The organism is Picosynechococcus sp. PCC 11901 (assembly GCF_005577135.1).
Classification (GTDB): Bacteria; Cyanobacteriota; Cyanobacteriia; order Cyanobacteriales; family MRBY01; genus MRBY01.
This window is the reverse complement of record NZ_CP040360.1, coordinates 2851178-2876495: the sequence shown is the minus strand read 5'-3', so window position 1 is coordinate 2876495 and position 25318 is coordinate 2851178. Positions and strand designations below refer to the sequence as shown.

Here is a 25318-nt window from a genome sequence, read left to right as displayed (position 1 = left end):
TTTACCAAAAATTCATTGCGTTAAGACTTAATTTAACTTAACTGCGACCTTGATTTTTACCGAATCCATCGAGAATGGGAACAATGGCCTGGGATTTTCAGAAACTGCATCAGTCTGCCTGGGTGCCCACTATGAACTATTATTGGCGGTTTGTTTTGACCATTGACCCTAAAACCAAAGCACATAACCCAAAGGGCCATGGCAAGTACCACAAGCCAAAAATTAACAGACCAATTTTAAGGACAAAAAGCCGTGAAAAAGTTGATTCTCCCTGCCTTCTTCCTCTGTGCCCTCAGCCTCGGTGGCTGCGGTATGGTTCAGGAAATAATTTTTGAAAAAGCGATTGAAGCTGGCTCCGGCGAAAAAGTCGATATCGATATGTCCAAAGAATCCGTCGATATCAAGACCAACGAAGGGAATCTGTCTGTCAGTAGTGGCGACAACGTCAAACTCCCCGACACCTTCCCCAAGGACATTTATTTCGATAAAAATGCCGAAATTAGAATGGCGATGGATTTACCGGAGGGGGTCTCCGTCACCTTTGTCACTAATGAAAGTGTGGCCGCTGTCAAAGACAAATACACCGCAGAAATGGCCAAAAACGGTTGGACTCAAGAAATGACCATGGACGTCAACGGGCAATCGATGTTTGGCTTTCAAAAGCAAGAGCGCGCTTCCCAAATCATGATCTACGCAGACCAAGACCAGACTTTGGTGCAAGTCATCGCGAAAAAGTAACGGCACTTCCCCAATCGTCGCTTATGGGGGTTGCCCTCAAGGTTAGAGACTATTTGCGATCGCCCCTAGGGCAACATGTGTTGCTGGATAAAGTTTGTATCGACATCGGCCGCCAAAAAAGCCGGGTGATTCAAAATCTTTTGGTGGAAGCTAATGGTGGTCGATACTCCAGTAATGGCACATTCTCGGAGTGCCCGCTTCATGCGGCGAATGGCGGTGTCTCGGTCTGGCCCCCAAACGATTAATTTACCGATCAAAGAATCGTAGTAAGGAGAAATTTCATAGTCGGTGTAAACGTGGGAATCCATCCGTACCCCAGGGCCACCGGGGGGAAGATAGCCACTGATTTTGCCTGGGGTCGGTCGGAAATCATGGTCGGGATCCTCGGCGTTAATCCGGCACTCGATGGCATGACCATTTAAGTTCACTTGATTTTGATTCAAACTGAGGCGATCGCCTTGGGCAACTTTAATTTGTTCGGCGATCAAATCTAGTCCCGTCACCATCTCTGTGACCGGGTGTTCCACCTGAATGCGGGTATTCATCTCCATAAAGTAGAAATCCCCATTTTTATCTACGAGGAATTCCACCGTCCCCGCCCCGACATAATCAATGGATTTCGCCGCTTTGACCGCTGCTTTCCCCATTTTGTCCCGGAGTCTGGGGGTGAGGATCGCGCTGGGCGCTTCTTCGAGGAGTTTTTGGTGCCGCCGTTGGATCGAACAATCCCGTTCGCCGAGGTGAATTACATTGCCGTACTGATCCGCGAGGATCTGAAATTCGATGTGGCGGGGCCGTTCAATAAATTTTTCGATGTAAACGCCCCCATTCCCAAAGGCTGCTTCTGCTTCCCCCTGGGCCGCTCGGTACAAACGGGGCAATTCTTCGGCGCTGGGCACAAGGCGCATCCCCCGGCCGCCACCACCCGCCGTGGCTTTGATCATCACAGGGTAGCCAATTTGTTGGGCGATTTCTAGGGCTTGTTCTTCAGAGGCCACCAACCCAGCACTACCGGGTACGGTGGGGACTTTTGCCGCCTGCATCGTTTTTTTGGCGGTGGATTTGTCCCCCATGGCGATCATTGCTTCTGGGGAAGGGCCAATAAAGGTGATTTGGTGGTCGGCACAAATTTCTGCAAACTTGGCATTTTCGGCGAGGAAACCGTAGCCTGGGTGGATTGCGTCGGCGTTACTGCTGAGGGCCGCAGCGATAATATTGGGAATGTTGAGATAGCTTTTGCTGCTCTGGGGCGGGCCAATGCAAATGCTCTCATCGGCGAGCTGAACGTGGAGGGCTTGGCGATCTACGGTGGAGTGGACGGCAACTGTGGCAATGCCGAGCTCCTGACAGGTGTGGATAATGCGTAGGGCAACTTCTCCGCGATTGGCGATGAGAATCTTTGAAAACTGCATGGTGTTCCGTTGGCGTTTGCGTCCCCAGTGTGATGGGTAGCCAACATTATCATGGTAAGGGGTATCCCTCGGCAAGCGGCGATCGCCCCGGAACAGACTTTCACGATTCCCCTAAAACAAGCCCTGGCGAAATTCGTCATTTTCACCCCGGTCATCTGTTTGGTAACGGGATGGGGGGCGATCGCTACTCCAGGCCCACCAAACGGTGCCGCATTGACATTCATAAAACTCCTGCCAGCGGCGACGGTGCAGCGCATCGGTCACGGGGGCATAGCGATTTAACCAAGCCCGTTTCGCATCATGGGGGAGTGCTTCACAGCTGGGACAATGGAAACTGAGGGCGTGACTGGCATTTTTGATCCACTCAGGCGGATAGGGGCTAAAGGCATCCATAGGCACGGACAAAGGAAAAACTTGCCTACCATGGTAACGACTTCCCTGGGAATTGTTAGGCACCTCGGTTCAGGCTTTGGGGACAAACTTCCCAGGTCGGTTTTCGTCGTCAAACCTCGAAACGCTTTTGATCAGCCCCCCTTAGGCGCGGATAAACTCGTAGAGATCGATGTATTCATTGCCGGGGTTGTTCCAGGAATAGTCATATTTCATCCCCTGGATTTGCAGCTTCCGGAACTCCTCTGGGTATACGGTGTATAAACCAATGGCCCGTTCCATGGCGGATTCGAGGGCGTGGTTATCCGTTTGGTAAAAGACATAGCCATTTCGTTCTTCGGGGGGATGTTTATCATCATGATCTCGGTCAAACACGGTACTCACGAGGCCACCGACACCACGGACAATGGGCACCACACCATACTTCAGGGCGATGAGTTGGGTCAGGCCACAGGGTTCGTAGTTACTGGGGACGACAAGCATATCAGCCCCGGCATAGATCATGTGGGACAGTTCGGCGTTGAAGCCCAGCTCGATGTGACAGTTGGGGTTGTCGTTGAGGTGAAATTTCTCGTGCCAGAACCAGGAGTTGATCGAGCCTTCGGTGGCGGAACCAAGGAGGACAAATTGGGCTCCCCGATTCAAGGCATAGTACATGGCATGGTGAACGAGATGAACGCCTTTTTGGTCATCGAGACGGCCAATGTAGGCGATGATCGGTCGGTCATTGTCTTCAAGTAATAGGCGATCGCGTAGGGCTTTTTTGTTTTTCGCTTTATTTTCGAGGCTATCCCAACTGTATTGCAGCTCGATATTGTGGTCTACTTCTGGGTTCCAAGTGCTGTAGTCGATGCCGTTGAGAATTCCCTTAAACTTGTCTTGGTGGAGATGGAGGGTATGGCTCAGACCACAACCAATATCGGTGTAGTGGGCTTCCCAGGCGTGGTGGGGAGAAACGGTCGTCACCGCATTGGCATAGACGATGCCCCCTTTCATGCAATTTAAGGCAAAGGGATTAAAGTTATCCCGGAGGCGATCGTAGTGGAAATAGTAGCCTTCGTTATTGAGGCCCGTCGCCCACAGGACGTCAGCACCCGCGATACCTTGGTGTTTAAAGTTGTGGATGGTGTAACACACCCGCTGATTCCACAGGCCATGCCACTTGTACATTTCAAAGAGCATCACCGGAACCAGACCTGTTTGCCAGTCATGGCAGTGGATAATGTCGGGGCGTTTGTTGGATTTTTGTAAAAATTCGAGGGCCGCCTTGCTAAAGAAGGCAAAGCGCATGTGGTCGTCTAAGGCTCCATAAAAAAAGCCCCGACTGAAAAAGTTATCACCGGAGTGGGGTTCGATAAAGAAACATTGTTGGCCATGGACCCAGCCATAGAAAACGGTGCAGTGGATCGCACCGCCAAACCAGGGTACCCAAAGATCCCGATAGGCTTCGTGCATCCCCCAAATGTGGTCGTAACGGAGACAATCATATTTGGGCAAAATGATTTCGACACAATGACCGCGCAGACTAAGCTCGCGACTGAGTCCGTAAACCACATCTCCAAGTCCACCTACCTTCGCGACGGGGGCGCATTCCGAAGCAATCTGGACGATGTACATAGGGACTCCTTATGTTTCTGAAAGAATGGGAAATTCGTAAAATTTTTTCAAAGATAAAGCATCTGTCTGTGAGCGGCAACTATACGGGGGCGGAAGTGTGATTAGGATTCTTGAGGTTTGTTTGCTCCATTGTTTTAGGAACAAAATATTTGGCGATCGCCGTTGGGTCTGCCCGGATCAGTGGGATGATCGGGAAAATAGACTGCTGTTGGGGGCTGTTTTGGCAGCAATTTTTAGTCCCCCTAATCCCATCAATTTCAGACAAAAATGCAAGATCAACAACAGGTGATTCACAAAGCGCAGCCCTGGCACGGCAAGGTGGGCTTAATTTACGGGCAACGCCAGGGCAGGACGGAAATGCAACGCTGTTTTACCCAAGCGCCGTTTCGCATCCAGCGGCCTTTTTATCCGGAAGGAAATCGAGTGTGTCACACGGTCTTGCTCCACACGGCAGGGGGCATTGTCGGCGGCGATCGCCTATCTCTGGATCTCGAACTGAAGCCAGAAAGTCATGTTTTCCTCACAACGGCGGCGGCCAACAAAATTTATCGTACTAACGGGGAAACGGCGCAGCAGGACGGCATTATTAACCAGGCACCGGGCAGCATTTTGGAATACTTTCCCCAGGAAATGATTATTTTCGATGGGGCAGAATATCATCAGAGCTTGCGGGTCAATCTGGCTCCCGGTGCGGTGTGGTGTGGCTGGGAAGTTCTTCGGTTTGGGCGCACGGCCCGGGGCGAAAAATTCATCTCTGGTAACTGGCGGGGGCTGACAGAAATTTGGCAAGATGATGAACTGCTCTGGGGCGATCGCCAATGGCTGCCGGGAAATCCAGAAGTCTTTGCTGCCTGGAATGGCCTGAATAATCAGCCGGTGGTGGGAAGCCTGGCTTTGGTGGGTTTAGAGATTAGCGAGGCCCAAATTACGGAGTTACGACGAACCATGGCCACCATTCAGCAGGGCTTGGGCGGGATCACGCAATTACCCAAAGGCGTGCTCTGTCGCTATCGGGGTCACTCCAGCACTGAGGTAAAACGCTGGTTTATCTCCCTTTGGCAAAATTGGCGATCGCTCTATTCCCCGCAACCACCAACCCTGTCCCGCGTCTGGCAGACCTATTAACCAACATTCTCCCCTTGAGGGGAGTTAGAGGGGGGTTAAGGCTGACGACTGTAAGGAAAAGGCTGATCCCGTTCGATGAGATACGCTTGCATCCCCAATCGTTTTGCAGCTTCGTAATCTTCCAGGCGACTGTCGCCGATGTGGAGCGCTTCTTCTGGCTGACAACGATGTTTAGCGAGGGCTGTTTGGAAAATTTTGGGGTTTGGTTTCGCTGCTCCGGTTAGGGAGGAAATGGTCACACTCTGGAAATAGGGAGCTAATTCTAAGGCATCTAACACCTGTAACAGGCGGGAGTCAAAATTTGAAATTAAACCCAACTCAATGCCTTGGGCGTGCCAAGTCTGCACCGAAGCTAAGGTTTCTGAAAAAATAAACCAGGGTTCTGCCGTCGCAAAATGCTGGTACAAATCCGTAAAAAAAGCACGAAAATCAGGAAACTGTTCAATCACCCCGGCAGCAGTAAAGGTTTCCTGGGCGATCGCCTCCCACCATAGAAATTCCTGTTTGGGGATCAACTCAGCATCAATATTTGGAAATGCCGGGGCAGGTTTACGCTTAAAGGATTGACGAAACCCCTGTTCTAAACGCTCCGAATCCGCCGTTACCCCGTGACGTTGGGCAATTTTGGCGTAGGTCGCCCCGACCCCATCTTTGACGCCAAAGAGCGTCCCCACCGCATCGAAAAAAATAACCTTTGGTTGTGTTGCCATCATTTTGCTTGTTTCGTCTACTGGGCCAATAATTTTGCGAGGGGTTGCACGAGCCAATTGAGGCCCACCTGCACTTGATGTTCCCAGGTCGGCAAACGGTAGAGATAGACCAAGCGACGGGCGACATGGGCGAGGTTCCCTTCGAGTTCTAGGCCCAAACCGCTGAGGGTGGCATTATTTTCGCCGAGAGTGAGCATTTCACCAAGATTAAAGAACTTAAACGGCAAAAGAGGCTTATTTGTAATCAGGCCCCGCAGGTTCCAGGCGCAGACATCGGCCTGTTGAATCGCCACCTGGGCCGTCATCGGTAAATTGTCTTCTGCTTGGGCGACATCCCCAAGGGCGAAAATGTTCGGGTGGTTCTGGATCTGGAGTTGGGCATTGACATCGAGTTTGCCATTGTCTGCGTGGGGCAGGGCGAGATCTTTTACCCAAGGGGCGATCGCCGTTCCGCCAGTCCACAACACGAGATCAGCGGGAATGGTATCTACTTCCCCTTTGTAGCGCAGGCTCAGGCTATCGGCGGTGACTTCGGTGACTTCCGTGGCATAGTCTACCCAAATTCCCCGTGCTTCCAGGGCTTCCTTGGCAGCCAGTTGGTTAAATTTAGGCGCATTTTTGAGGATTTCATCGCCGCGATCAATGATCCGTAACCGGCCGCGATCGCCTAAGCGATCCGCTAATTTACAGGCTAATTCCACGCCACTGTAGCCACCCCCAACGATGGCAATGCGAATTTTTTCCGCCGCACTAGTTTCCAAAGCCCGTAATTTTTCCTTGAGGTGCAGGGCATCATTGAGGGTTTTAAAAGGGAGCGCGTATTCCTTGATGCCAGGTAAATCCACAAATTTTGTTGTGCCCCCAGCCGCAATGACGAGGTAGTCATAGGTGATTTGGCGATCGCCGCAGACGACGGTTTTTTGCTCCGGGTCAACGGTTTGTACTTGGGTTTGGACGAATTTTACCGGGCCATGGCGCAACAGTTCCGTGTAGGTGGGGGCCACTTCCCAGGGTTGCATTTCCTCCGTGATCAGCTCGTAGAGGAGGGGACTAAAGACAAAGTGATCCTGGCGATCGATTAAGGTAATGTCTGGCCGCTGGGAGGTCTCCCAGGGAAATTGCAACAGACGGAGCGCCGTATAGAGTCCGGCGAAACCGCCGCCGATAATGACGATGTGGGGCTGACTCATGGAGAAATAAAAGGTGAGGGCGGGCAACGTTTAACTATTGTGCCTTAATTTTCCGGTCGGGGGGGCCAGCCCTTGGGCAATAAAAAACCGCCACTGGGTGAGGACGGTCTAGCTTGATAAGCAATCGGAGGGTATTGCTAACCTAGCGCGGGGATCATTGGGGAAATGTAATCTTTTTAACTTCTTTAGGTTTTTTCCCGTCTATTTTGGGTGCAATGATGCCCATAATCTCCAATAGCGATGCACACAGAGGAGACTCAAGTACAACTAAAATCAAGCTGATCAAAAAGTAGTAAAAAAGAACTTTAGTAATGGATGAGAAGCAAAATCATGTTCCAATACTCCTTTGATTTCTGTCTGTCAAGAAGTCACACCCTACAGAATAGACAAAAGAATTTTAGGACAAAATATGTAATTGGAACTCTTGATTCAGTCTTGTTGCCGCTCGATATACTCTGCTTAAAAGCCCTACCTATCATGATTTTTTTAGCAGCAATGACCAATAACAAACCAAACTCAAGAAGACAAAAATACTATGCCTCAGAAGCTTCAATCACTTTCCTATTAAATTCATCACGATCTTTAAAGGTAGTAAAAATACGATCCATCTTTGTTAGCTCAAAAATCATACTTACTTGGTCTGTCAACGAGCATAAGTATAATTTTTTATTTTCGGCACGAACTACTTTCAGAATAGCGACCAACGCACCGATACTTGAGCTATTCATAAACTCAATTTGATTTAAGTCAAGCAAAATACCATCTATTTCTCCCCTTAATAGATCAATTATCTGTAATCTCAGTTCATTTGTATTGGGGCCATCTAATATCCCCTGAGGTTCAAGAATCACAAATTCCTTAGACATGAGCTTTTCTCCAAATGCAAATAACGATGACTTACTTGTCTCCTAAAACAAGCTATTGTTCTTCTGGCTGCCAGTAAGCAGCTCTGATAATACTCCACAAAAGACCTAAATGGTATACACACCATACGGCATTAATGAAGTAAGTCAATTCAGAAAGTCCATCATAGAATAATAACTGAAATCCTCCCCAGATCAAGGCCATTATTGTTGCCAAAAAGAAAAATATTTGAACCGGAATTAGACTGAAGTATATACCAGACTGGCGTTGTTTTGGGGTGACTTCAAACTTAATCGATGTTCCAGTAAAAACGCTCAAAACAGCCTGTATCTGCAAAGGGAAAAGACCGATCATATATTGTTCATTACGCCAAAGCTCACGCCATGATATTCCCCAAGCGGAAATCCATAATGTTATTCGATTTAACATATATGCTGGAATAAAATGCCACGCAAAATCAGCTCCAAAGGAGCCCACTGGAATTAGTCCTGTCCCCAGAGAAATTAGCGGACAAGATAATAAAATCAAAACAAAAAAACCGGAAAAATAACTGTACATAGTTTGGAAATATTGAATACGTTGTCCAAAACTTAAACCAGTTTTAAATAAAGGATTATCTCGAAGTAAGACTTGAATTGTGCCCTGAGCCCATCGTAGTTTTTGCTGCAACGTAGATCGCAGATCATCTGGAGCCAAACCTTCTGCAAGAATTTCATTATGATAAATAGATCTCCACCCTGTCGCATGTAAACGCATCGCTGTATTCATATCTTCAGTAATACTAATGCTAGACAAAGCCCCAATCATTTCAAATTCTTCTAATTTATTTTCATTACTAATATAATCATCAGAAAAATGTTGCAGCCCCATTTGAACCAAGGCTTCTCGTCTTAGAACAGCATTTGTTCCCGTGTAAAAAGCTGCATTCATGCCGTCTTTTCCCTGTTGGATAGGGCCATAAAAAAAGTGGGCATTATGACCAAAAGGATCATCACTGGGAAGATTTGAAAAAGCTTGAGGCGTCTGTACAAAAGCGACATGATTTAATTCATAGCAGCCATTTTCTATATTGAATCTATAAAAATGTGGAATTACTCTTTGTAAAAAATTTGGTTTAGGGATATGATCAGCATCCAGAGTGAGAATCAACTGGCCATTGGTTTCTCCAGAAAAAATTGCATGATTTATGTTGCCAGCTTTGGCATGATGGGGACGACCTTTTGGTTTTTGACGAGCAATGTAGCGACATCTGGGGAGATCGATCAGTTGCTGCGTATACCTATTAACTTCGTCTTCTAATTCTTTGATTTTTTTCTCATAAACATCAATTATACTTTGAGAGTTTGTGGAATCACTCAATATCAACTGTTTAAGGCCTTGAAGATAATTTTGATACTTTTCTTTTTCGTCTTGGGCACCAACAGGAGAAAGTTCTTTGACGATAATCAAACAATTTTGTTCATCGTCAGTGCGAATATAAAAGAATTGATCTGCCAATTGATAAATAATAGAAATGCCTCGCCCATGTTCAGCGTCCTCTTCGACATCATTGAGATCTTTTAGATGGCTTTCTAAATCAAAAAAATCACCTTTATCCCAAATTCTAAGAACAAAAGCATAATTGAAAATCGCAATTTCTAAAGTAATTGACTGCTCTTGAGGTGAATTTTTATGGGCATGGACAATAGCATTATCTAACCCCTCTCCGAGGATTGTTTGACAAATTATCCAGTCTCGATCTGAAATTGTATTTGGACGAAGATCATTAAGCCAATCAAGGACATTCTTCAATTCTTGGTGATTGCTAGGAATAATCAAGCGATAGCTATTAATAAATCCTTCTATTTCGACTAGATCTTTTTTAATAGCATTCAATTGAGCAATATGCGATTGGCGTAAATATTTTTGTCTTTGAATTGTTTCTGCTATTTCTTGTAGGGCTGGCCGCTGTAAATCTTGAAGACAGACCTTTTCAGCCATTGCTCTCATTTCGGGAGAATTACCATCGTCTAAAATATAGACTCGGAGTTTTTCCAATGGATAGTCCATTGATAGTGCTGCCTGAGCCGTTGTGTAGACCATTTCACTCGGCTCATTGTAACAGGTAATAAAAACATCAACTGAGGGGAAATTTTTTGATAAAAACTGCGGCTTGAGAGCAGATAAGTTTTTATTATTACGCTCAATCGGTCGCCATATAGAATAGAAAAAAAGTATTCCTCCAAGAAACATATAGGTCTCTGCACAAACGAGAGGTATGGCAAACCATAATGCCTGAGGATTTAATGACTCCGTCCAACGCCAATACAAATACCAAGCACCTATAATCAGATTGATTAAAATCATATAGCGCATTAACAATGTATGCTTTCGGAGTGTGACTCTTTTATTTTTAAATGAGGGGACTAGTTCCAACATGGTTAATAAATAAAATGAATAAAAATAAGCTCGCCAAGAAATTAAATCAAAGAAAAATAAATTCGATTTAGTCTAGTGCCCAAGTTCAATTAAATATTGTTTTGATTCAAAAAAATAGTGTTTCATGAGACAAGTTGATTGTATTTTTGAATTGATTTTTTGTAGAATGTATTCTTTTCTTGAACACTATATTTCTCTTGTATGACCTCCATAGAACTTTGCCCTAAGATTATTAATAACAAGAAAAATTCCTAGTAAGAAGAATGATTTTTATGAAAAATAGCCAATTAAATTTTGACTTAATCTTTTCTAGATAGATCATTTGCTTACTCATTTAGTTAGTATGTATTAGCAGTGATTTTATTACCTATGGCTTTCCTTAGACAAGTCACACTCAAATTGAGTTTATATTACATCCAAAAAAACAGTTTATAATCTCTGTTAAGAAAAATATTTATAAATCATTTTGTCTATCTTCACTATGTTACTGAATATTGACAGCAATACCACCCCGATTGAAGTACTAATTCAGAGGGAAGAACGAGAGATAAAAAAGGTTTGGTATCTAGCGGCACCGCAAAATTTAAACCCTAGTTTACGAGAAACATCTACATCCTTTGAAGATGTAACGGAAGATTTACAGACTATTCCTGAGACTTCTTCTACAGACAATGAAGAACAAACAAAAAAGCTAACATCTTTTTGGGATTTGGAATCAGTCACCATAGATTTTCGCTACTTTACCACCAATTTTGAGCAGGATAATCTTTTAATTCAACCTAGAATTACTGGTACTTTACCTAATGGCGATCGCCTGAGTTTGACAAGTGGCTTTAATCGATTCCAGCAACCAGAGATTGATTCGATCCAAAATATTCCTTTACAGTTTGATTGGGAAGGAAAAATTGCTGGTTTAGAGAGTGCTATTGGGACTGGAATTGATTGGTTTGATCGCGTTACGCCAGCTCTTAGTTTTCGGGCTAATAGCCGTGTGAATATCGGTGAACGAGCCAGTTTGTCTTTTTTTGTCGAACATGCTCCCTATAAATTTAATGCAAAAACCGTTGAAAATGAAATCACAAATTGGCGTTATGGCCCCAATCTATTCTGGCAAATTTCTCCAGATACAAGTTTTTTTAGTTTGGTTCGTTGGGGTCGTTACAGTGATGGCAATCATGAACAACAATCCTTTAGTCGATTAGAACATACTAGCGGTGAATTTCAGCTAGCAGCGAATCTTTTTAACTGGCGTTATCGCGAAGATAAAGAAATAGAAAGTGGCTATTTTTCACCAGAAGATTTTCTTGTTATCAATGGTGAATTGATTTGGAATAAAAATATTTTTTCCTGGCTGGATTGTAATTTGTCCGCATCTGTTGGCCAGCAACGCCTCCAAGGACAATGGGATTTTGTATATGGCTATGGTGGTCGCTGTACCACAACACTTGCTGAAGATATTTTCTGGGATCTAGATTATCGTTTTAGTAATGTTTTAGGAGACAACAGTAACAGTCGATATAATAGCGAAACATGGAGAACAATATTGCGGGTACAGCTTTGATTTTTTAACTAATGATTTCTGAGATTTTGAGACACGAAAAAAGAAGATTCTACTTAACAAATAGAAATAAAAATGAGACGTTTATAGTTAGTCATTTACATTAGTTTTGAGATCCCAATATTGGCGATTTCCAGTCCCTTTAAGTTCGATGCGAGGAAAGCTCCGACTGGGGAGTCCTAAGCCATGGCGATCGCCATTTTTGATTTCCTGCCACCAGCGACTTTCTAGATTTTGATGGGGTCGGATAATCGGTTGTTGAGCCATGTATTTATAGAGCAAAGCCTGCAGGATCAAGCTATTTGTACCGCTGGTCAGTCCGAGGCTAAGCTGTCCGCTCTCTTCGTACAAACCTTCGTAATAGCCTAGGTTTGGATCGTATAGGTCTAACGTTGCTTGCCATAGGGTTTTCCCATAGTCATCATCTGGAAACAACGCATGGTAAGCAGAGGCGATCGCCGTACTGACAACACGGCCTTGTGGTACCAGGTTTCCCCCGTCATCCACTGCGGCCCAAGGCTTCCCATTATTAATGACCGTACTGTGGATCACATAGGGGGGCTCCTGAATCAGTGTGGTTCCCGATGCGCTCAACTTCCCCGTCTCTCCATAGCGTTTTGCCTCTGCTCGATAGATACTGTTAATAAAATTACGCCTTTGGGGGTCAAAACCAAATTCCAAACCATAAAGCAGAAAGGGATTCGTGATAGTGCTGGCTCTCTTCTGTTGTTGACCCTGGTTTACTTGAGAGCGCGCCACAGGAATTTTTTCCCCAGCAACCGTTTGGGTTACATAATCATCCCCAATGGCAGAACGATGGACATCAAAACCCCAAAGCTGAAATCCTCGCGCAGCATATTCTTCATAACCAAGCAGATGAGCTGGCTGAACTTGGAGACGCTGTTGTCTGCCCCGGTTATTTTTCTCCACACTGATATTCGCAACTTGGCCATCGCGCACAACCCGTAGATACGACCAATCTAAAACTACCTGATCGACTGCCTCTTGATATTCTGGGTGGCAAGTTTTTAAAACATGGAGAGAGGTCAAAAGCCGACCCAGATCTAAGCCAGACCAACCATTGTTGCTGTGGTTACCACCATAGTCGATGGGTTTCAGGGTCAAAGTATCATAGGCGCGGTAGGGCAACTCCGCCCCAAATAGCTCCATTTCTTGCAAGGCACCGAGAAAGTGGCGCACGCGCTGATCAAAGGTTTCTGGGGAAATTATATTAAGGGTACGGGCCGCATGGAGTGCAGCCAAATAATCTCCCATTCCCCACGCGGTTATGCCTTCTAAATCGCTTCGATCTGGCACCAGACCCGTTTTTCGATGGTTGGTTTCAAAATATTGCCAGGCGATTTCTGCGTAACGACGATCAGCCGGATTTATTTCCTCGCCTGGGGCAGGACAATTGCTGGATTTCACTGGGCGAACGGGGGCGATCGCCGCCACATCAATTTCTTCAGCTTGGGGCGCACAACTAACCGTAGCACTATTGGTAGGTGGCGCAATGGGAGCAACTGAAACCCTTGGAACAGGGGAGCTAGCGATTGAGCTTTGCCCCTCAACCATCGGTTTAAAACCCCTGGCTTTGTAGTAGAGAATTTCAAGGATCAACCCATTGGTATTCCCCGTCAAAATATCGTTGAGGGGCGGCTGCGGATCATAGAGACCCGACTCATAAATCCCCGCATAGTAACCTCTACCGGAATTTGTACTGTCTTTGATATGGTCAAAAACTTTCTGGGCATAGGCATCGTCGGGATAAATGTAGTGCCAACCGAATGCTGATTTTGAACTGAGAGTGCGTAGTTCTGGATATGCTTCGTTGTTTTCTGTGATCACAGCCCAGGGCTGACCATTGGCATAAACCGTGTTGTAGAGAAAGTGGGGGGCCTGATTAATATTATCTTCTGAAACAGAGGTCAACAGTCCTGTCTCCTCATAACGCCGTTTCTGCGCTTCAAATACCCGACGAGCGTGATCTGCCCGTTCTCCCTGTAAGCCAAACTCGATGGCATCTAAAATGTAGGCTTCGCTGACGACGTAGTTATTAGCATTAGTCTCAAAGTAATCGCGGGTATCAACCGGAATTTGCACACCATAGATATCGACAAATTCAAAAGGTTCGTGGGCGATCGCCGCTGGTACCTCAAATCCCCAGAGAGAATAACCCCGGGCTGCATATTCCTCATAACCAAGCCGCCCCTCCTGTACCTTGAGGGTCGAGCCGTCGGGTAAAACCATTGCACCATAGAGGCTGCCATTTTCAACGGACTCCGCAACATTCCAACTTGAAACAATGCCAGAAATCCAGTCTGAATATTGAGGATGGCACCTTTGGACGATATGAAAAGCAGCAAGGAGACGGCCTATATCAAGGGCAGACCAGCCAATGCCTCGTTCAATGGCATTGTTGCCATAGTCTACGATCTCTTTAGTTGCGCTGTTATAGACTTTATTGGGCAGGGTATTTTCAAAGAGTGGCAGTTCGGCGAGGCTCGTCAAAAACTGATTTAATCGACTATCAAAGTCCTCTTGGTTGATCAGTCCTATCCCCCGTGCCGCATTCATGGCCATTAAGTAATTACCTAAATCCCACATCGTACTAGCTGGGAAACTCCCAGCAGCATTTGATAATCCAGTACTGGGTTGTACATTATCGACAAAGTATTGCCAAGCAGACTGAGCATATTTTTGCTCTTCCGGGGTCAGAGGTATGGCGATCGCCCCACACATTTCTGGAGCAGATTGCGCTTTTACCAGTGGAGTTGGCATAAAATTCAGCCCGTAGGATAAAAAAAGACCGAAAACCAGACAAACGAGAATAACCTTAGATCTGCGAATCATGTAAGAAAAAGACATGCGCTCTTAATTCAAATAATAGAAAAGCAATATCAGTCGCACTTAGATTGAGGCTGGCTGAAAAACGAAGACGAAGAGTAATCACTCCAGGGAATAACCATTGAGATAACTCGATGATTAGAAGTTGAACTTGGTTGGGGCGGATTTTTTTTACTTAAGTATTCCAGGAGAATAATCAGTCCGATACCAGATAGCACCCCTGCAATTACGGTACCTATAACCAATATTGTGGGGGGAGCTTCAAAATTCTCATCATCCATAAATCAAAAAACATCCTCACCAAGTGTCAAGCAATACGTAAAAATAATTAATACTCTTGATGGCTTAGCCCTATTGGCTTACTTTTATTAAAATGACAGTATAACAATATTTTAAAAATCAAAACATTCTAGTTAACAAAGTCTGATACTAATATCAATCCTGAGTTTTAAACAAAACAAATAACTGCTTTAGCCTGCCTGGATTACTCCAGCGCAATATACACATATCTTTTTTATGTTATCTACTAAGTTCTGTTAAACAAAAATGCAACCAGCCGCCGAAATCCTTCTCATTGATGATGATGCCCTATCCAGAAAGCTAGTTAAACATATTTTAATCAAAGCGAATTATCGAGTGATTGAAGCGGAAAATGGAGAGCAAGGGATTTCACTCTTTCAAGAGCGATCGCCAGCTTTGATTTTAGTAGATGCTTTGATGCCCGAACTTGACGGCTTTGATTTTTGTCAGATTATTAGAGAGTTCCCACAGGGCAAAGATACTCCCATAATGATGTTAACTTCCCTTGGAGATAATCAATCTATCGATAAAGCATTTCAAATAGGTGTCAGTGATTTTATTACAAAACCCATTCGCACTTCAGTCTTGCTTGGACGGATTCAACATATGTTAAAACTTGTTGATACGATACAAGCACTACGCGACAGTAAAAAAGTATATCAAACACTTGTAAGCAGTCTTCAAGAGGTTTTATTTCACCTTACTCCAGAGGGATATATTACTTTTGTGAATCCGGCTTGGTATCAAATTATGGGCTATCGGCCAGATGAAACAATTGGTCAAAATTTTCTCGATTTTCTTCATCCCAAAGAGAAAAATCATAATCAAACAAAGCTGCAAAAAGCACTAGGAAATGGCAAGATAAGGACCTATAAAACTCGTTTTATTACGAAACTAGAAGAAGTTCGTTGGGTAAATATTCAAATTTCCGGAAAAATCGATAAAAAATCACTAGAATCATCCGGAATCGCTGGCAGACTATACGATATTACTAAAGATTTTTATAATGAAAAATATCGTCGATTGGAACATATAATTAACAAAATTATTTCCCGCTCCGACAGTACCAATCTAACCATTCAATACATATTACAAGCAATTAGCGGAAATTTAGGGTTTTCCCTTGCAGAATTCTGGCTATTAGATCCCCAAAAACAAGAATTAAAAAAAACTGTTCATTGGTATTTAAAAAAATATGAAATCAAAAGTTCAAACAATGCGCCTGATTCTTTTTATCTAGAAGATTGGATGGAAAGTATTTATGATATTACATCTCACATCAGTGAAATCCAGTCTCAACAAGAAATCCTTGAGGTCGAAAGTACGCATCAATCTTCCCAGATCATTTCATTTAAATATGCTCAAAACTGCATCCTTAATCATAGCCAAGAAACGCTAGGCTTAATGGTCTTTTTTGATACAAAACAACAAAAAAGAAATGATATTCTCTCAAGGGGTTTAGAGGTTTTAGGAAAACAAATTGGACAGTACCTCAAAAGAAAACAAATCGAAAAAGAACTACAACAAAAAAATGATCTACTGCAATTTGAACTTGATCAGGCGGCACATTATGTAGAGTCACTATTGCCGAATGAAACCCTTTCTAAGACGCACTCCTCAGTACAAATTGAAACACTTTTTAAGCCCTCCAATGCTCTCGGTGGAGATATCTTTGATTATGTATGGCTTGATCCAGAGAATTTGATGTTCTATGTTTTAGATGTCGCAGGCCATGGCATCAAATCTTCGTTGCTTTCAGTATCAATTTTAAACATCCTACGTCAACAGGATTATACAAAAATGAATTTGTATGAGCCTGAAATTGTTTTAGGGAATCTAAATCGATTGTTTCAAATTAATGAGAGTGGTGAAGATTATTTCACTATCTGGTATGGTGTTTTAAATAAAAAATCTAATATCTTAAAATATGCTTCAGCGGGTCATCCTGAGGCTTTTCTTCTGACCCCAAATAAACAAAAAGTAGATTATGAAGTTCAAGGTCTAAATTCAGGCAATATTGCTGTAGGGTTATTTTCTGACTTTCCTTTTATATCGGCTGAAATTGAAGTAACAAAAGAAAGTCGACTTTTCCTTTTTAGCGATGGCACCTATGAATTTTTTGTCAATGAAAACAAAAACATATTTGGGCTACAAAACTGGCGTCAGTTAATCTTGTCCTATGCTCGATCACATTCATCACCCGATTTGCAATTTCTTTTTCAACAAATCAACCATCTCAATTATGACTACGAGTTGGAGGATGATTGTTCAATCATGGAAATAATATTTTAATCAAAAATATCTCATGTATTTAGGTCACGTCATTTTAAAATTAAATTTCTCGAAGAAATAGCTTTCAAAAAAACAAACTCAAAAACTCCGATGACGTAAAAAATTACAATGAATTAATACCGAATCGCTTGAATTTTACCTTTTGTCAGAGAAGGAGTAACCCATCATTAATATAATCATAGAACGAATGAACTGTTGGCCCCGGAGTGCTTGCGGGGAGCCAGTAACTTTTGGATTCTTTATGGCAATCGGACTAGCCAAGACCTTGAATTGTGCTTAGAATAGTTTAGACCCCTGGAGAGGTGGCAGAGTGGTTGAATGCGGCGGTCTCGAAAACCGTTACTGGGGCAACTCAGTCGGGGGTTCGAATCCCCCCCTCTCCGTTTTAGGATTGACCCCGATAAAAGGAACGTCGTAGGCGTTTGAGTTGCTGCCGGAGGTAGTCCGTATTGGCAGGCTGTTCACCATAGCGCCAGTTGACATAGGCTTCGGTCAGTTCCGTCAAAATTTCTAAGGTTTCAGGACGATATTGTGGTTGAATCGTCTGCAAAAACTCCCAAGGAGTTTGGGTACGTTGTTTTTGGTGCCCTTTGTTTTGGAGCAGCAGGAGCATTTGTTGGTAGAGCTGTTCCATCATCGGTAATCGAGCAAAGCGACGCCGTTGGAACCAGTTGCGAATTTGTTTAATGACAAACCAACCGCCCATGCTGGCGACAGCAACGGCGATCGCTCCCGTAATGGCCCCAACGAGGCCACTGGAAACAAAGCCCCACAACCGCGAAACCACGTAGCCTAGTATTTTCAGGGTGGTAAACCAAAGCCCCTCAAAGAAGCCAAGAATCGGCGACGGCACCCAACCCGCAACCCAACGCCAAAATGATCTCAATACGCCAAAAGCACCACCATCCTCAAAGGAAGGCGGCACAACTTCATAACCCGGCAGTGGATTGAACGCAAACCAACCCTGGCCCGGAAAATAGGCTTCTGTGACAGCATGGGCATCGGTATTGTGGACGAGGTAATAGCCCGTAAATGGATTAAAATCTCCCTGGTCAAATCCCGTTGCAAACCGAGCCGGAATCCCAATAGAGCGCAACATAATTGTGAGGACTGTGGCGTAATGGTCGGCATAGCCCCCCTTGTATTTGAACAGGAAAGCTTCAACGAGATCTTCATCGTCTGCGAAGAACGGAATTTCTTGGGCTTGGGGGAAGCGTTGCTTCAACCCTTGGGCGAGATAGAGAGCCTTTTCGTAGGGGGAAGTGATGGGGCTATTTGCCTGGGAGAGAATTTCCTCGGCAACGGCCCGTACCTCCGCTTTGATTTCTGGGGGGACATCTAGATATTTCTCGGTGACAAAGGGAGGATAATCTGTCCCTGCTGCCGCCAATTCTGTCCGGTTACGGTAGGGTACTTTAGAGACAACGGTATAGGTTAAACCTTCTAAAAGTCCCAAAGGCGATCGCAAATTACCCTCTGGATCTTGGCCAATCTCCGCCGTGGGAAAATAAAGCTCCGTCGGATACTGCATCGCCGGGACAATGTTCGGCAAAGACAAAACGGCGGTATAGCTCTGGATAATTTTTTTCTTTTCCACTGGGTTGGGGATAAAAGGCGTTAGGAAAAAACGTCCTGCCCAGCGGGAACGCTCCGTGAGTTGCAAATCATCGGCATTGGTGACTTCCCAGCCCTGGCCTGTGTAACGGTCAAAGGACATCACGCGCCAAAAACCAGGAGCCTGCGATCGCACCCGCATCACCAGCACCTTTTCCATCTCACCCCGGAGATTTTGGTTGATTTTGCTATTGAAACCGTAATACTGGGTTTTATCGAGTTCCCCTTGACCTTCGCTGGGACTACTGCCCTCACCAGTGCCCGGACTATTCCCAAAGGTCGCACCATCGGCGTTTTCATTTCCTTCGCCGCCAGGATTCTCATAGCCAGGATTGACGAGGCTAAGGTTAGTCGGGCTAAAACGCTCATTTTCAGGGGCATCGGCGGGCAAACTCACAGGCAAGGTGCTGAGTTGATAGCCAGGAAAACGGGGCATGATGCTAAAGAGTCCCAAGCCCAATACCAAGGTGATCCCCAAAATTGCGCCCAGGCGTTTGGGTGACAGGGGAGAATTTTTCAGGAGGTCAGCGCGACCTTTACGGGCACTGGAGCGCTGCGGCCAAAGGATCGTCTCCAAGCCAGCTAGGCCGAGGCGTGAACGGTAATCTAAAACTAGAACAGGGAGGGCGATCGCCAAAAATAGAATTAACCAGGGCGCAAAGGTTAGCGTTTGAGAAACAGTGCCTGCCACCCCCAACAAAATAAGGCCGATCACCATCGAATAACCCAGATCCTTTCGGCGGGGCAAATCGAAGCTGTGAAGAATTTGCAGTTGAATGAGGAGCTCTGCCAGCACCAAACGCGTATCGTTTAAATTGGCATACAGATTCCGGAAAAAGAGCAACAGCATGCCCAACATGCCAATGGCAATAAAAAATTTTGCCCCCACATTCGCCTTCTGACGGTTTTGCCAACTCCAGACTCCCCCCAGGAGCGTTAAGGGTACCGCTAAAACACTGATCGGCCAGCCAAACCAGATCATGTTTCCTTCTGAGGCCACATCCGTCGCAATAATGCCGACAACCACCAATAGCTGTACCAAGGCCCGCAGCAGTACAGAATCTTCGCTTTGGGGTTTGGGAAAATTACGCAATTGGGCCACTAAATCCGCAAAGGATTTCGGTTTGAGGCGTTGGGAAGAGGGTGATGTCATCGTGCTGTAGGCGGAAATCAAAAACCTTCTACTAGACTACCCTTATCCTTCAAATTCAGCATAAATCCCACTGAAGCCATAAAGCAGAACAGCAGCCTACAGTTTTTTGTGAATCCTGACTTAAACCGATGAAAGCCGCAGTTCCATGGTTCGATTAGCGAGATTATCGATTGATTTAATTTTTGTACTCCCCAGGCAAGATTCGAACTTGCGACCAATCGATTAACAGTCGACCGCTCTACCGCTGAGCTACTGAGGATTGTGTGGCGCGTTGTGTTCCAACGGTTTAACATTGTAGCCACAGTTTTTGGATTTGGCAATACCTTGGTTCAAGTTTTTTTTGAGCCGGTTGAACTTTTTGGGTAAAGGTTCAGTCTAAAAAGACGTGCGATGACTGGAGAGGGATATGCCCGATCAAGCTGTTGACCACCCTACTGCCATTTCGGATAGGGAATTGGTTTGTCTTTGCCAAGGGAAAATAGGGTCTATTCGGGGGCGGCGCGATCGCCAAAGTTTCCGAATCCTGTACCGACGCTATCACCAAAAGGTACGGTCTACCCTGTATCAACTCTGTGGGGTGGCGCTCTTGGATGATTTAATTCAAGAGGTATTTTTAAAGGCCTGGCAGGGGCTCCCGCGCCTCAAAAATCCGGACTATTTTGCCACCTGGTTGTACCGCATTACTTGGAATGTGGCGACGGATCAACGGCGACGCTTTGCGAAGCAGATGACCTTAATCACAGGCTTAGAGGCGCAAATTGGTGCGGTAGCAGATCCGGGGCCGGAGGGGCTGAGTCAAATTTATTATCAAGATTTGGTGCAGCGGGGTTTGCAATCGCTAAGCTTGGAACACCGGGCGGTCTTGGTGCTCCATGATCTCAAGGATCTGCCCCAAAAGGAGGTGGCTGAAATTCTTGGGATTCCGCCAGGAACGGTGAAATCTCGCCTCCACCATGCCCGGCGATCGCTGCGTCAGTTTTTAGAAACCCAAGGAGTCAGTCTATGAATTTCCATGACCATGACAACTTAATTCGGTTTTTAAAGAACCACGAACCCTACGGGCCACCGCCACCAGGGGATCACGAAGAAAGGCTTTTGGCGCGACTCAACCAAACAGAACCGTCAAACCTGACAGCTTCGTCCCAGGGGAAATGGTGGGTTCCGACAGTGATTGCTGCCGGGCTTGTGCTCGTGGTTGGCCATGGACAACTGCACCAAGAATTTGGGTCGCTGCCGGAGGTGATGCCGCAACAGTATTGGGGGAGAGTTGAACAACCCCAGCCAAAGGCGATCGCCGGGGGAGCCGATGAAGAACTGGAGGCTTTTCTTGAAGAAAGCTGGTCTTACTCCTTTGGGGAGCACCTTTACCAAGAACAGGAACTGTCCTACGAGTACGTTGATTTTGTTGTCAATACTGATCCCTAGTGCTTCGCAAAACATTCCTAAATTTCAACACTGGGCTAATGCCGTCCTAGCGGAATCTGTGATTAGTTTTGGAGATGAATTTTAATCATGTTTAAAAAACAAGTATTAATGGCTTCTGCGGTGGCCCTCTCGTTGACAGGGGAAATGGCGATCGCCGACTCAACCACGAAAGCCACCCACTTCACCGTTGCCCCAGCACCAGTCCTCATGAGCCAAGGGGATGAGCGGGAAGCAGATCTCGTTGATCGGCTTGACCTCAGTACCGCCCAGAGACAACAAATCCAAGGAATCCGCGCCAATTACCGTAGCCAAATGGGGGCCAAACGGGCAGCAATTCAACAGGCAAAAAATACCATGCGGACATTAATGCGCAATAGCACGACTTCCCGCAATCAATTAGAGGCCCAACACCGTACCATTACAAACCTGCGCCAAGATTTAGCAGATCTCCATTTCCGGCAGATGTTAGACATTCGTGAAGTGCTCACCCCCGCCCAACGGGCAGAATTAGCACAGCATATGGCCCAAAAACGCCAGGGCGATCGCTTCCAACGGTGGCGGAGCTGGTTTGGCTGGCGGCAGTAGTCAAAATTATTGAGACGAGCCTTGCACTTTGCGCCAAATTTCCCCGAACCACAACACAAAAGAGGTTCCTCCGATAATCCACAGCCAATCGCGGCAGGCCAGGGGGACGGTACGAAAGGCACTGCTTCCCCACTGCACCATGGCCACTTGACCGATAAAAATGGTGGCAATAATCGCGCTAAAAGCTGGATTTTTTGAGAGCCCTGTAAACGCAGAAATCGAGAGGCCAAAACAGCGGGCATTAAATAAATTCCACAGTTGCAGAAAGACGAAAATCGCAAAAAAGACGGAAAGCTCGTAGGTATTGATGGTGCCATCGCGCATTTCATACTCCAAAATGCCTACCATCAGCACCAGAAATCCACACCCTAAGAAGGCAATTTGTTTGGCCATGGCCCCGGTGATGATAAATGCCTCGGCTTGACGGGGCGATCGCCCTAGGACTTCTGGATTGGGCGGTTCCGTGGCTAAGGCCAGGGCGGCAAAGGTATCCATAATCAAATTGACCCACAGCATTTGGGTCACCGTTAGGGGAAGCTCAATGCCAATAAATGGCCCCAAAAGAGCTGTCCCCAGGGCTACCACGTTAATGGTGAGCTGAAAGAGAAGAAATTTTTGAATATTTTCATAGAGCGATCTCCCCCAGAGCACCGCATTCACAATGCTGCTAAAGGAATCATCCAAGAGGATAATGTCACTGGCTTCCTTGGCGATCGCCGTACCACTCCCCATGGCGAGGCCCACTTGCGCCTGTTTGAGGGCCGCCGCATCATTCGTCCCATCCCCCGTCACACCAACCACTTCTCCCGATTGTTGGAGCAACTTCACCAAGCGTAATTTATCTAGGGGGCAGGCGCGGGAGAGGATCTTTAAGGACTTCACGGCTTCCCGTGCGGTGTCATCATCCATGGCGGCAAACTCCGGCCCCGTCAGGTGCAAGGCTTTAAAGTTAACCTCTTCGGTTTGGTGCCAGAGGCCAATTTGTCGGCCAATTTCCCTCGCCGTTTGGGGACTATCACCGGTAACAATTTTGACCTGAATGCCGGCACGGAGACAGGCTTTAACGGCGGCGGGGACATCGTCCCGCAGGGGGTCAATAATCGCAAAAAAACCAAGCCATACCAGGTGCCGTTCGATTTCAGTGATTTTAAAATGCTTGAGATCCCCCAGGGGACGGTAGGCAAAACCAAGGGTCCGCATCCCCCGGCTTTGGTAGTCTTGGAGTGTTTTGATAATGGCAGCCCGTTCGGTGAGGGGCATAACCCCACCAGCACTTAATTGATAATCACAGCGTTTGAGTACGACTTCTGGAGCGCCTTTAACGTAGAGAACTTCCTCCTGCAAAATGGGCGATTTGCCGAGGCTGGTCATGTACTTTTTTTCGGCAGAAAATGCCCCCTGGGAACTGAGGTCAAAATTGTAACGGTAGTCGAGGTAGTCAAGGTTTTGTTGATCGAGCCAGAGTAAAAGGGCTCCCTCTGTGGCGTTCCCAATGACCGTGGGCAGCGCTTGGGTGGCGTACTCTAGGTCGGCGGTACTGTTAGCGGCGATCGCCTCGGCGAGGACCTGACGAACATGGGTGGCTTGCGCCGGTTTAGCCTCCACCAGCCCAGGGATACAGGTCTCATGGACATGCATTTGATTACAGGTCAATGTTCCGGTTTTATCGGAGCAGATCACGGTGGTTGCGCCAATGGTTTCACAGGCATGCATCCGCCGCACCAGATTATTTTCGGCGGTCATGCGGCGCATACTGTAGGCCAAAGACAAGGTGACACTCATGGCCAGTCCTTCTGGCACAGCTACCACGATAATCGTCACGGCCACCATGAAGTAATTGAGGAGGGCCAGCCCCACATCTAGGGGAAGCCATTCTCTCACTGTGGGGGATAGCCAGTGGGTAGCAACACCATAGCCGAGACTCCCCCCTAACCAGAGGCTACCCCCAAGCAACATCAAGGGGGTATTTTTTAGGGCCGCCGGGGCTGGAACAGCGAAAACTTCGGGTAACTTTCCCAAGCGTTCGAGTAGTTCTTGGCCATCTTCGAGCACCGGCAGCCACACGGATGCTGACATTACGGCGATCGCCCCCAATAAACAGGCCATCACGTAACCCTGGGAACCTGTTAGCCTCAGTTCTTGGGTGAGGAGACCCCGAATTAACAGAGCAATAAACGTCAAGATGGCGACGGTTAAACCCACCACCCCAATTGCTTTACTCAGGGTTTCGAGTTGTTGATTGAGGGGCGTATTGGGATCATCTTCAACGGTGGCCACCGCTTGGGCTAACTTACCAATTTCAGTGCGATCGCCAACGGCAATGACCTCACAAAAACCATGGCCTTGGGTGACGATGGTACTGCGGTAGACACAATTAAACGGGTAAGCGGACTGCTCGGCTTCTACTTGGAAAGGATCCGCTTGGGCTGATTTGTTAACGGGTTCTGATTCCCCCGTGAGTTTTGCTTGATCAATGTGAAGGGAAACGCTTTCAAGAATTTTGGCATCGGCGGGAACTTCATGGCCCTGTTCGATGTAGATAATGTCGCCCACCACCAAATCCTGGCGCGGCAGACTGTGATACTGGGCCTCGCGAATTACCTTGACCATGACTTGATCGTAAACATGGTTGAGGAGGGCAAATTCTTGGTTCGCTTTAAACTCATTAAAAAAAGCAACGACGGTAGCCAACAAGATCGCGACAATAATCCCCAGACCTTCGGCATATTCGCCCCGCAACACCCCCACCGCAAGGGCGATCGCCGCCGCAATCATCAGAATGCGAATCACCGGATCAGTAAATTTCTCTAAAAAAAGTTGCCACCAGGGACGCCGTTGGGGCGGGGTTAAAACATTGGCGCCATATTCGGCACGATTCGCCTGAACTTGTGCGGCCGTCAACCCTGCATAGGGCAGATGGCGATCGCCTGGAGATGCAATAGTCATAGGTAGTAATGCTGGGAAAAGTCTGACCCTTACGGTAGTGGTCGCTACTTCTACTCCTATGGTAGGTTTCACCCTTTGGCCGATGGGGGGGAACGTTAAAAAAATTTAGCTGAGTCGCGGGGAAGCCCGCGCTG

At 46.4% G+C, this 25318-nt stretch carries 17 protein-coding genes and 2 tRNA genes; 8 read left to right on the top strand and 11 right to left on the bottom strand.

Annotation, left to right across the window (positions count from 1 at the left end; genetic code table 11):
- Positions 1-252: 252 nt before the first annotated feature.
- Positions 253-738 (top strand): PH domain-containing protein, encoded by a 486-nt coding sequence (locus tag FEK30_RS14890; protein WP_030006630.1) that lies wholly within the window; start codon positions 253-255, stop codon positions 736-738.
- A gap of 65 nt (positions 739-803) precedes the next feature.
- On the opposite strand, the gene accC is transcribed toward FEK30_RS14890, so the two are convergent.
- The 3 genes from accC to glgA all read right to left on the bottom strand — a co-directional run bounded on the left by accC (position 804) and on the right by glgA (position 4157).
- On the bottom strand, positions 804-2150 hold the full coding sequence (gene accC, locus FEK30_RS14885) for an acetyl-CoA carboxylase biotin carboxylase subunit (protein ID WP_012307729.1): 1347 nt from the start codon (positions 2148-2150) through the stop codon (positions 804-806).
- Between the two features lie 111 nt (positions 2151-2261).
- Entirely contained in the window at positions 2262-2543 is a 282-nt protein-coding gene (locus tag FEK30_RS14880; RefSeq protein ID WP_030006632.1) for a hypothetical protein, read from the bottom strand.
- A 141-nt stretch (positions 2544-2684) separates the two neighbouring features.
- Positions 2685-4157, bottom strand: a complete 1473-nt coding sequence (gene glgA / locus FEK30_RS14875; RefSeq protein ID WP_062435226.1) for a glycogen synthase GlgA — start codon at positions 4155-4157, stop codon at positions 2685-2687.
- Positions 4158-4424: 267 nt separating this feature from the next.
- Here glgA and FEK30_RS14870 point away from each other — a divergent pair, with 267 nt between their 5' ends.
- Positions 4425-5282, top strand: coding sequence for an urease accessory protein UreD (locus FEK30_RS14870; protein WP_138073607.1), 858 nt, complete (start codon positions 4425-4427; stop codon positions 5280-5282).
- Between the two features lie 35 nt (positions 5283-5317).
- Here FEK30_RS14870 and FEK30_RS14865 read toward each other — a convergent pair whose 3' ends face one another.
- The 4 genes from FEK30_RS14865 to FEK30_RS14850 form a co-directional block, all read right to left on the bottom strand.
- Positions 5318-5995: an HAD-IA family hydrolase gene (locus tag FEK30_RS14865; RefSeq protein ID WP_138073606.1), complete on the bottom strand. Its 678-nt coding sequence runs from the start codon at positions 5993-5995 to the stop codon at positions 5318-5320.
- A 14-nt stretch (positions 5996-6009) separates the two neighbouring features.
- The gene (locus FEK30_RS14860; protein WP_138073605.1) at positions 6010-7182 is read right to left on the bottom strand and encodes an NAD(P)/FAD-dependent oxidoreductase; all 1173 of its coding nucleotides are present in this window, start codon (positions 7180-7182) and stop codon (positions 6010-6012) included.
- 533 nt (positions 7183-7715) lie between these two features.
- Complete coding sequence (locus tag FEK30_RS14855) at positions 7716-8048, bottom strand: STAS domain-containing protein (protein ID WP_030006637.1); 333 nt, start codon at positions 8046-8048, stop codon at positions 7716-7718.
- Positions 8049-8100: 52 nt separating this feature from the next.
- On the bottom strand, positions 8101-10401 hold the full coding sequence (locus tag FEK30_RS14850; RefSeq protein WP_255447905.1) for a glycosyltransferase family 2 protein: 2301 nt from the start codon (positions 10399-10401) through the stop codon (positions 8101-8103).
- A 544-nt stretch (positions 10402-10945) separates the two neighbouring features.
- Here FEK30_RS14850 and FEK30_RS14845 point away from each other — a divergent pair.
- Positions 10946-12025 carry a hypothetical protein gene (locus FEK30_RS14845; RefSeq protein ID WP_255447904.1) on the top strand — a complete coding sequence of 360 codons (1080 nt, stop codon included), beginning with the start codon at positions 10946-10948 and terminating at the stop codon, positions 12023-12025.
- Positions 12026-12112: 87 nt separating this feature from the next.
- On the opposite strand, the gene FEK30_RS14840 is transcribed toward FEK30_RS14845, so the two are convergent.
- On the bottom strand, positions 12113-14803 hold the full coding sequence (locus FEK30_RS14840; protein WP_255447903.1) for a DUF3131 domain-containing protein: 2691 nt from the start codon (positions 14801-14803) through the stop codon (positions 12113-12115).
- Between the two features lie 612 nt (positions 14804-15415).
- Here FEK30_RS14840 and FEK30_RS14835 point away from each other — a divergent pair.
- Both FEK30_RS14835 and FEK30_RS14830 read left to right on the top strand, forming a co-directional pair.
- Positions 15416-17461 (top strand): SpoIIE family protein phosphatase, encoded by a 2046-nt coding sequence (locus FEK30_RS14835; RefSeq protein WP_138073601.1) that lies wholly within the window; start codon positions 15416-15418, stop codon positions 17459-17461.
- 296 nt (positions 17462-17757) lie between these two features.
- Positions 17758-17844: transfer RNA gene (locus FEK30_RS14830), tRNA-Ser, on the top strand.
- A 2-nt stretch (positions 17845-17846) separates the two neighbouring features.
- On the opposite strand, the gene FEK30_RS14825 is transcribed toward FEK30_RS14830, so the two are convergent.
- Positions 17847-20228 (bottom strand): transglutaminase TgpA family protein, encoded by a 2382-nt coding sequence (locus tag FEK30_RS14825; RefSeq protein WP_138073600.1) that lies wholly within the window; start codon positions 20226-20228, stop codon positions 17847-17849.
- Positions 20229-20415: 187 nt separating this feature from the next.
- Positions 20416-20487 (bottom strand) — tRNA-Asn (locus FEK30_RS14820).
- Between the two features lie 147 nt (positions 20488-20634).
- Here FEK30_RS14820 and FEK30_RS14815 point away from each other — a divergent pair.
- The 3 genes from FEK30_RS14815 to FEK30_RS14805 all read left to right on the top strand — a co-directional run bounded on the left by FEK30_RS14815 (position 20635) and on the right by FEK30_RS14805 (position 22238).
- Positions 20635-21234 (top strand): sigma-70 family RNA polymerase sigma factor, encoded by a 600-nt coding sequence (locus tag FEK30_RS14815; RefSeq protein ID WP_138073599.1) that lies wholly within the window; start codon positions 20635-20637, stop codon positions 21232-21234.
- A complete protein-coding gene (locus tag FEK30_RS14810; protein ID WP_138073598.1) occupies positions 21231-21653 on the top strand; it encodes a hypothetical protein in 423 nt (140 codons plus the stop codon). The genes FEK30_RS14815 and FEK30_RS14810 overlap by 4 nt, the downstream gene beginning before the upstream one ends.
- An 87-nt stretch (positions 21654-21740) precedes the next feature.
- Positions 21741-22238: a Spy/CpxP family protein refolding chaperone gene (locus tag FEK30_RS14805; protein ID WP_030006644.1), complete on the top strand. Its 498-nt coding sequence runs from the start codon at positions 21741-21743 to the stop codon at positions 22236-22238.
- 6 nt (positions 22239-22244) lie between these two features.
- Here FEK30_RS14805 and FEK30_RS14800 read toward each other — a convergent pair whose 3' ends face one another.
- The gene (locus FEK30_RS14800; RefSeq protein ID WP_138073597.1) at positions 22245-25184 is read right to left on the bottom strand and encodes a calcium-translocating P-type ATPase, PMCA-type; all 2940 of its coding nucleotides are present in this window, start codon (positions 25182-25184) and stop codon (positions 22245-22247) included.
- Positions 25185-25318: the final 134 nt, after the last annotated feature.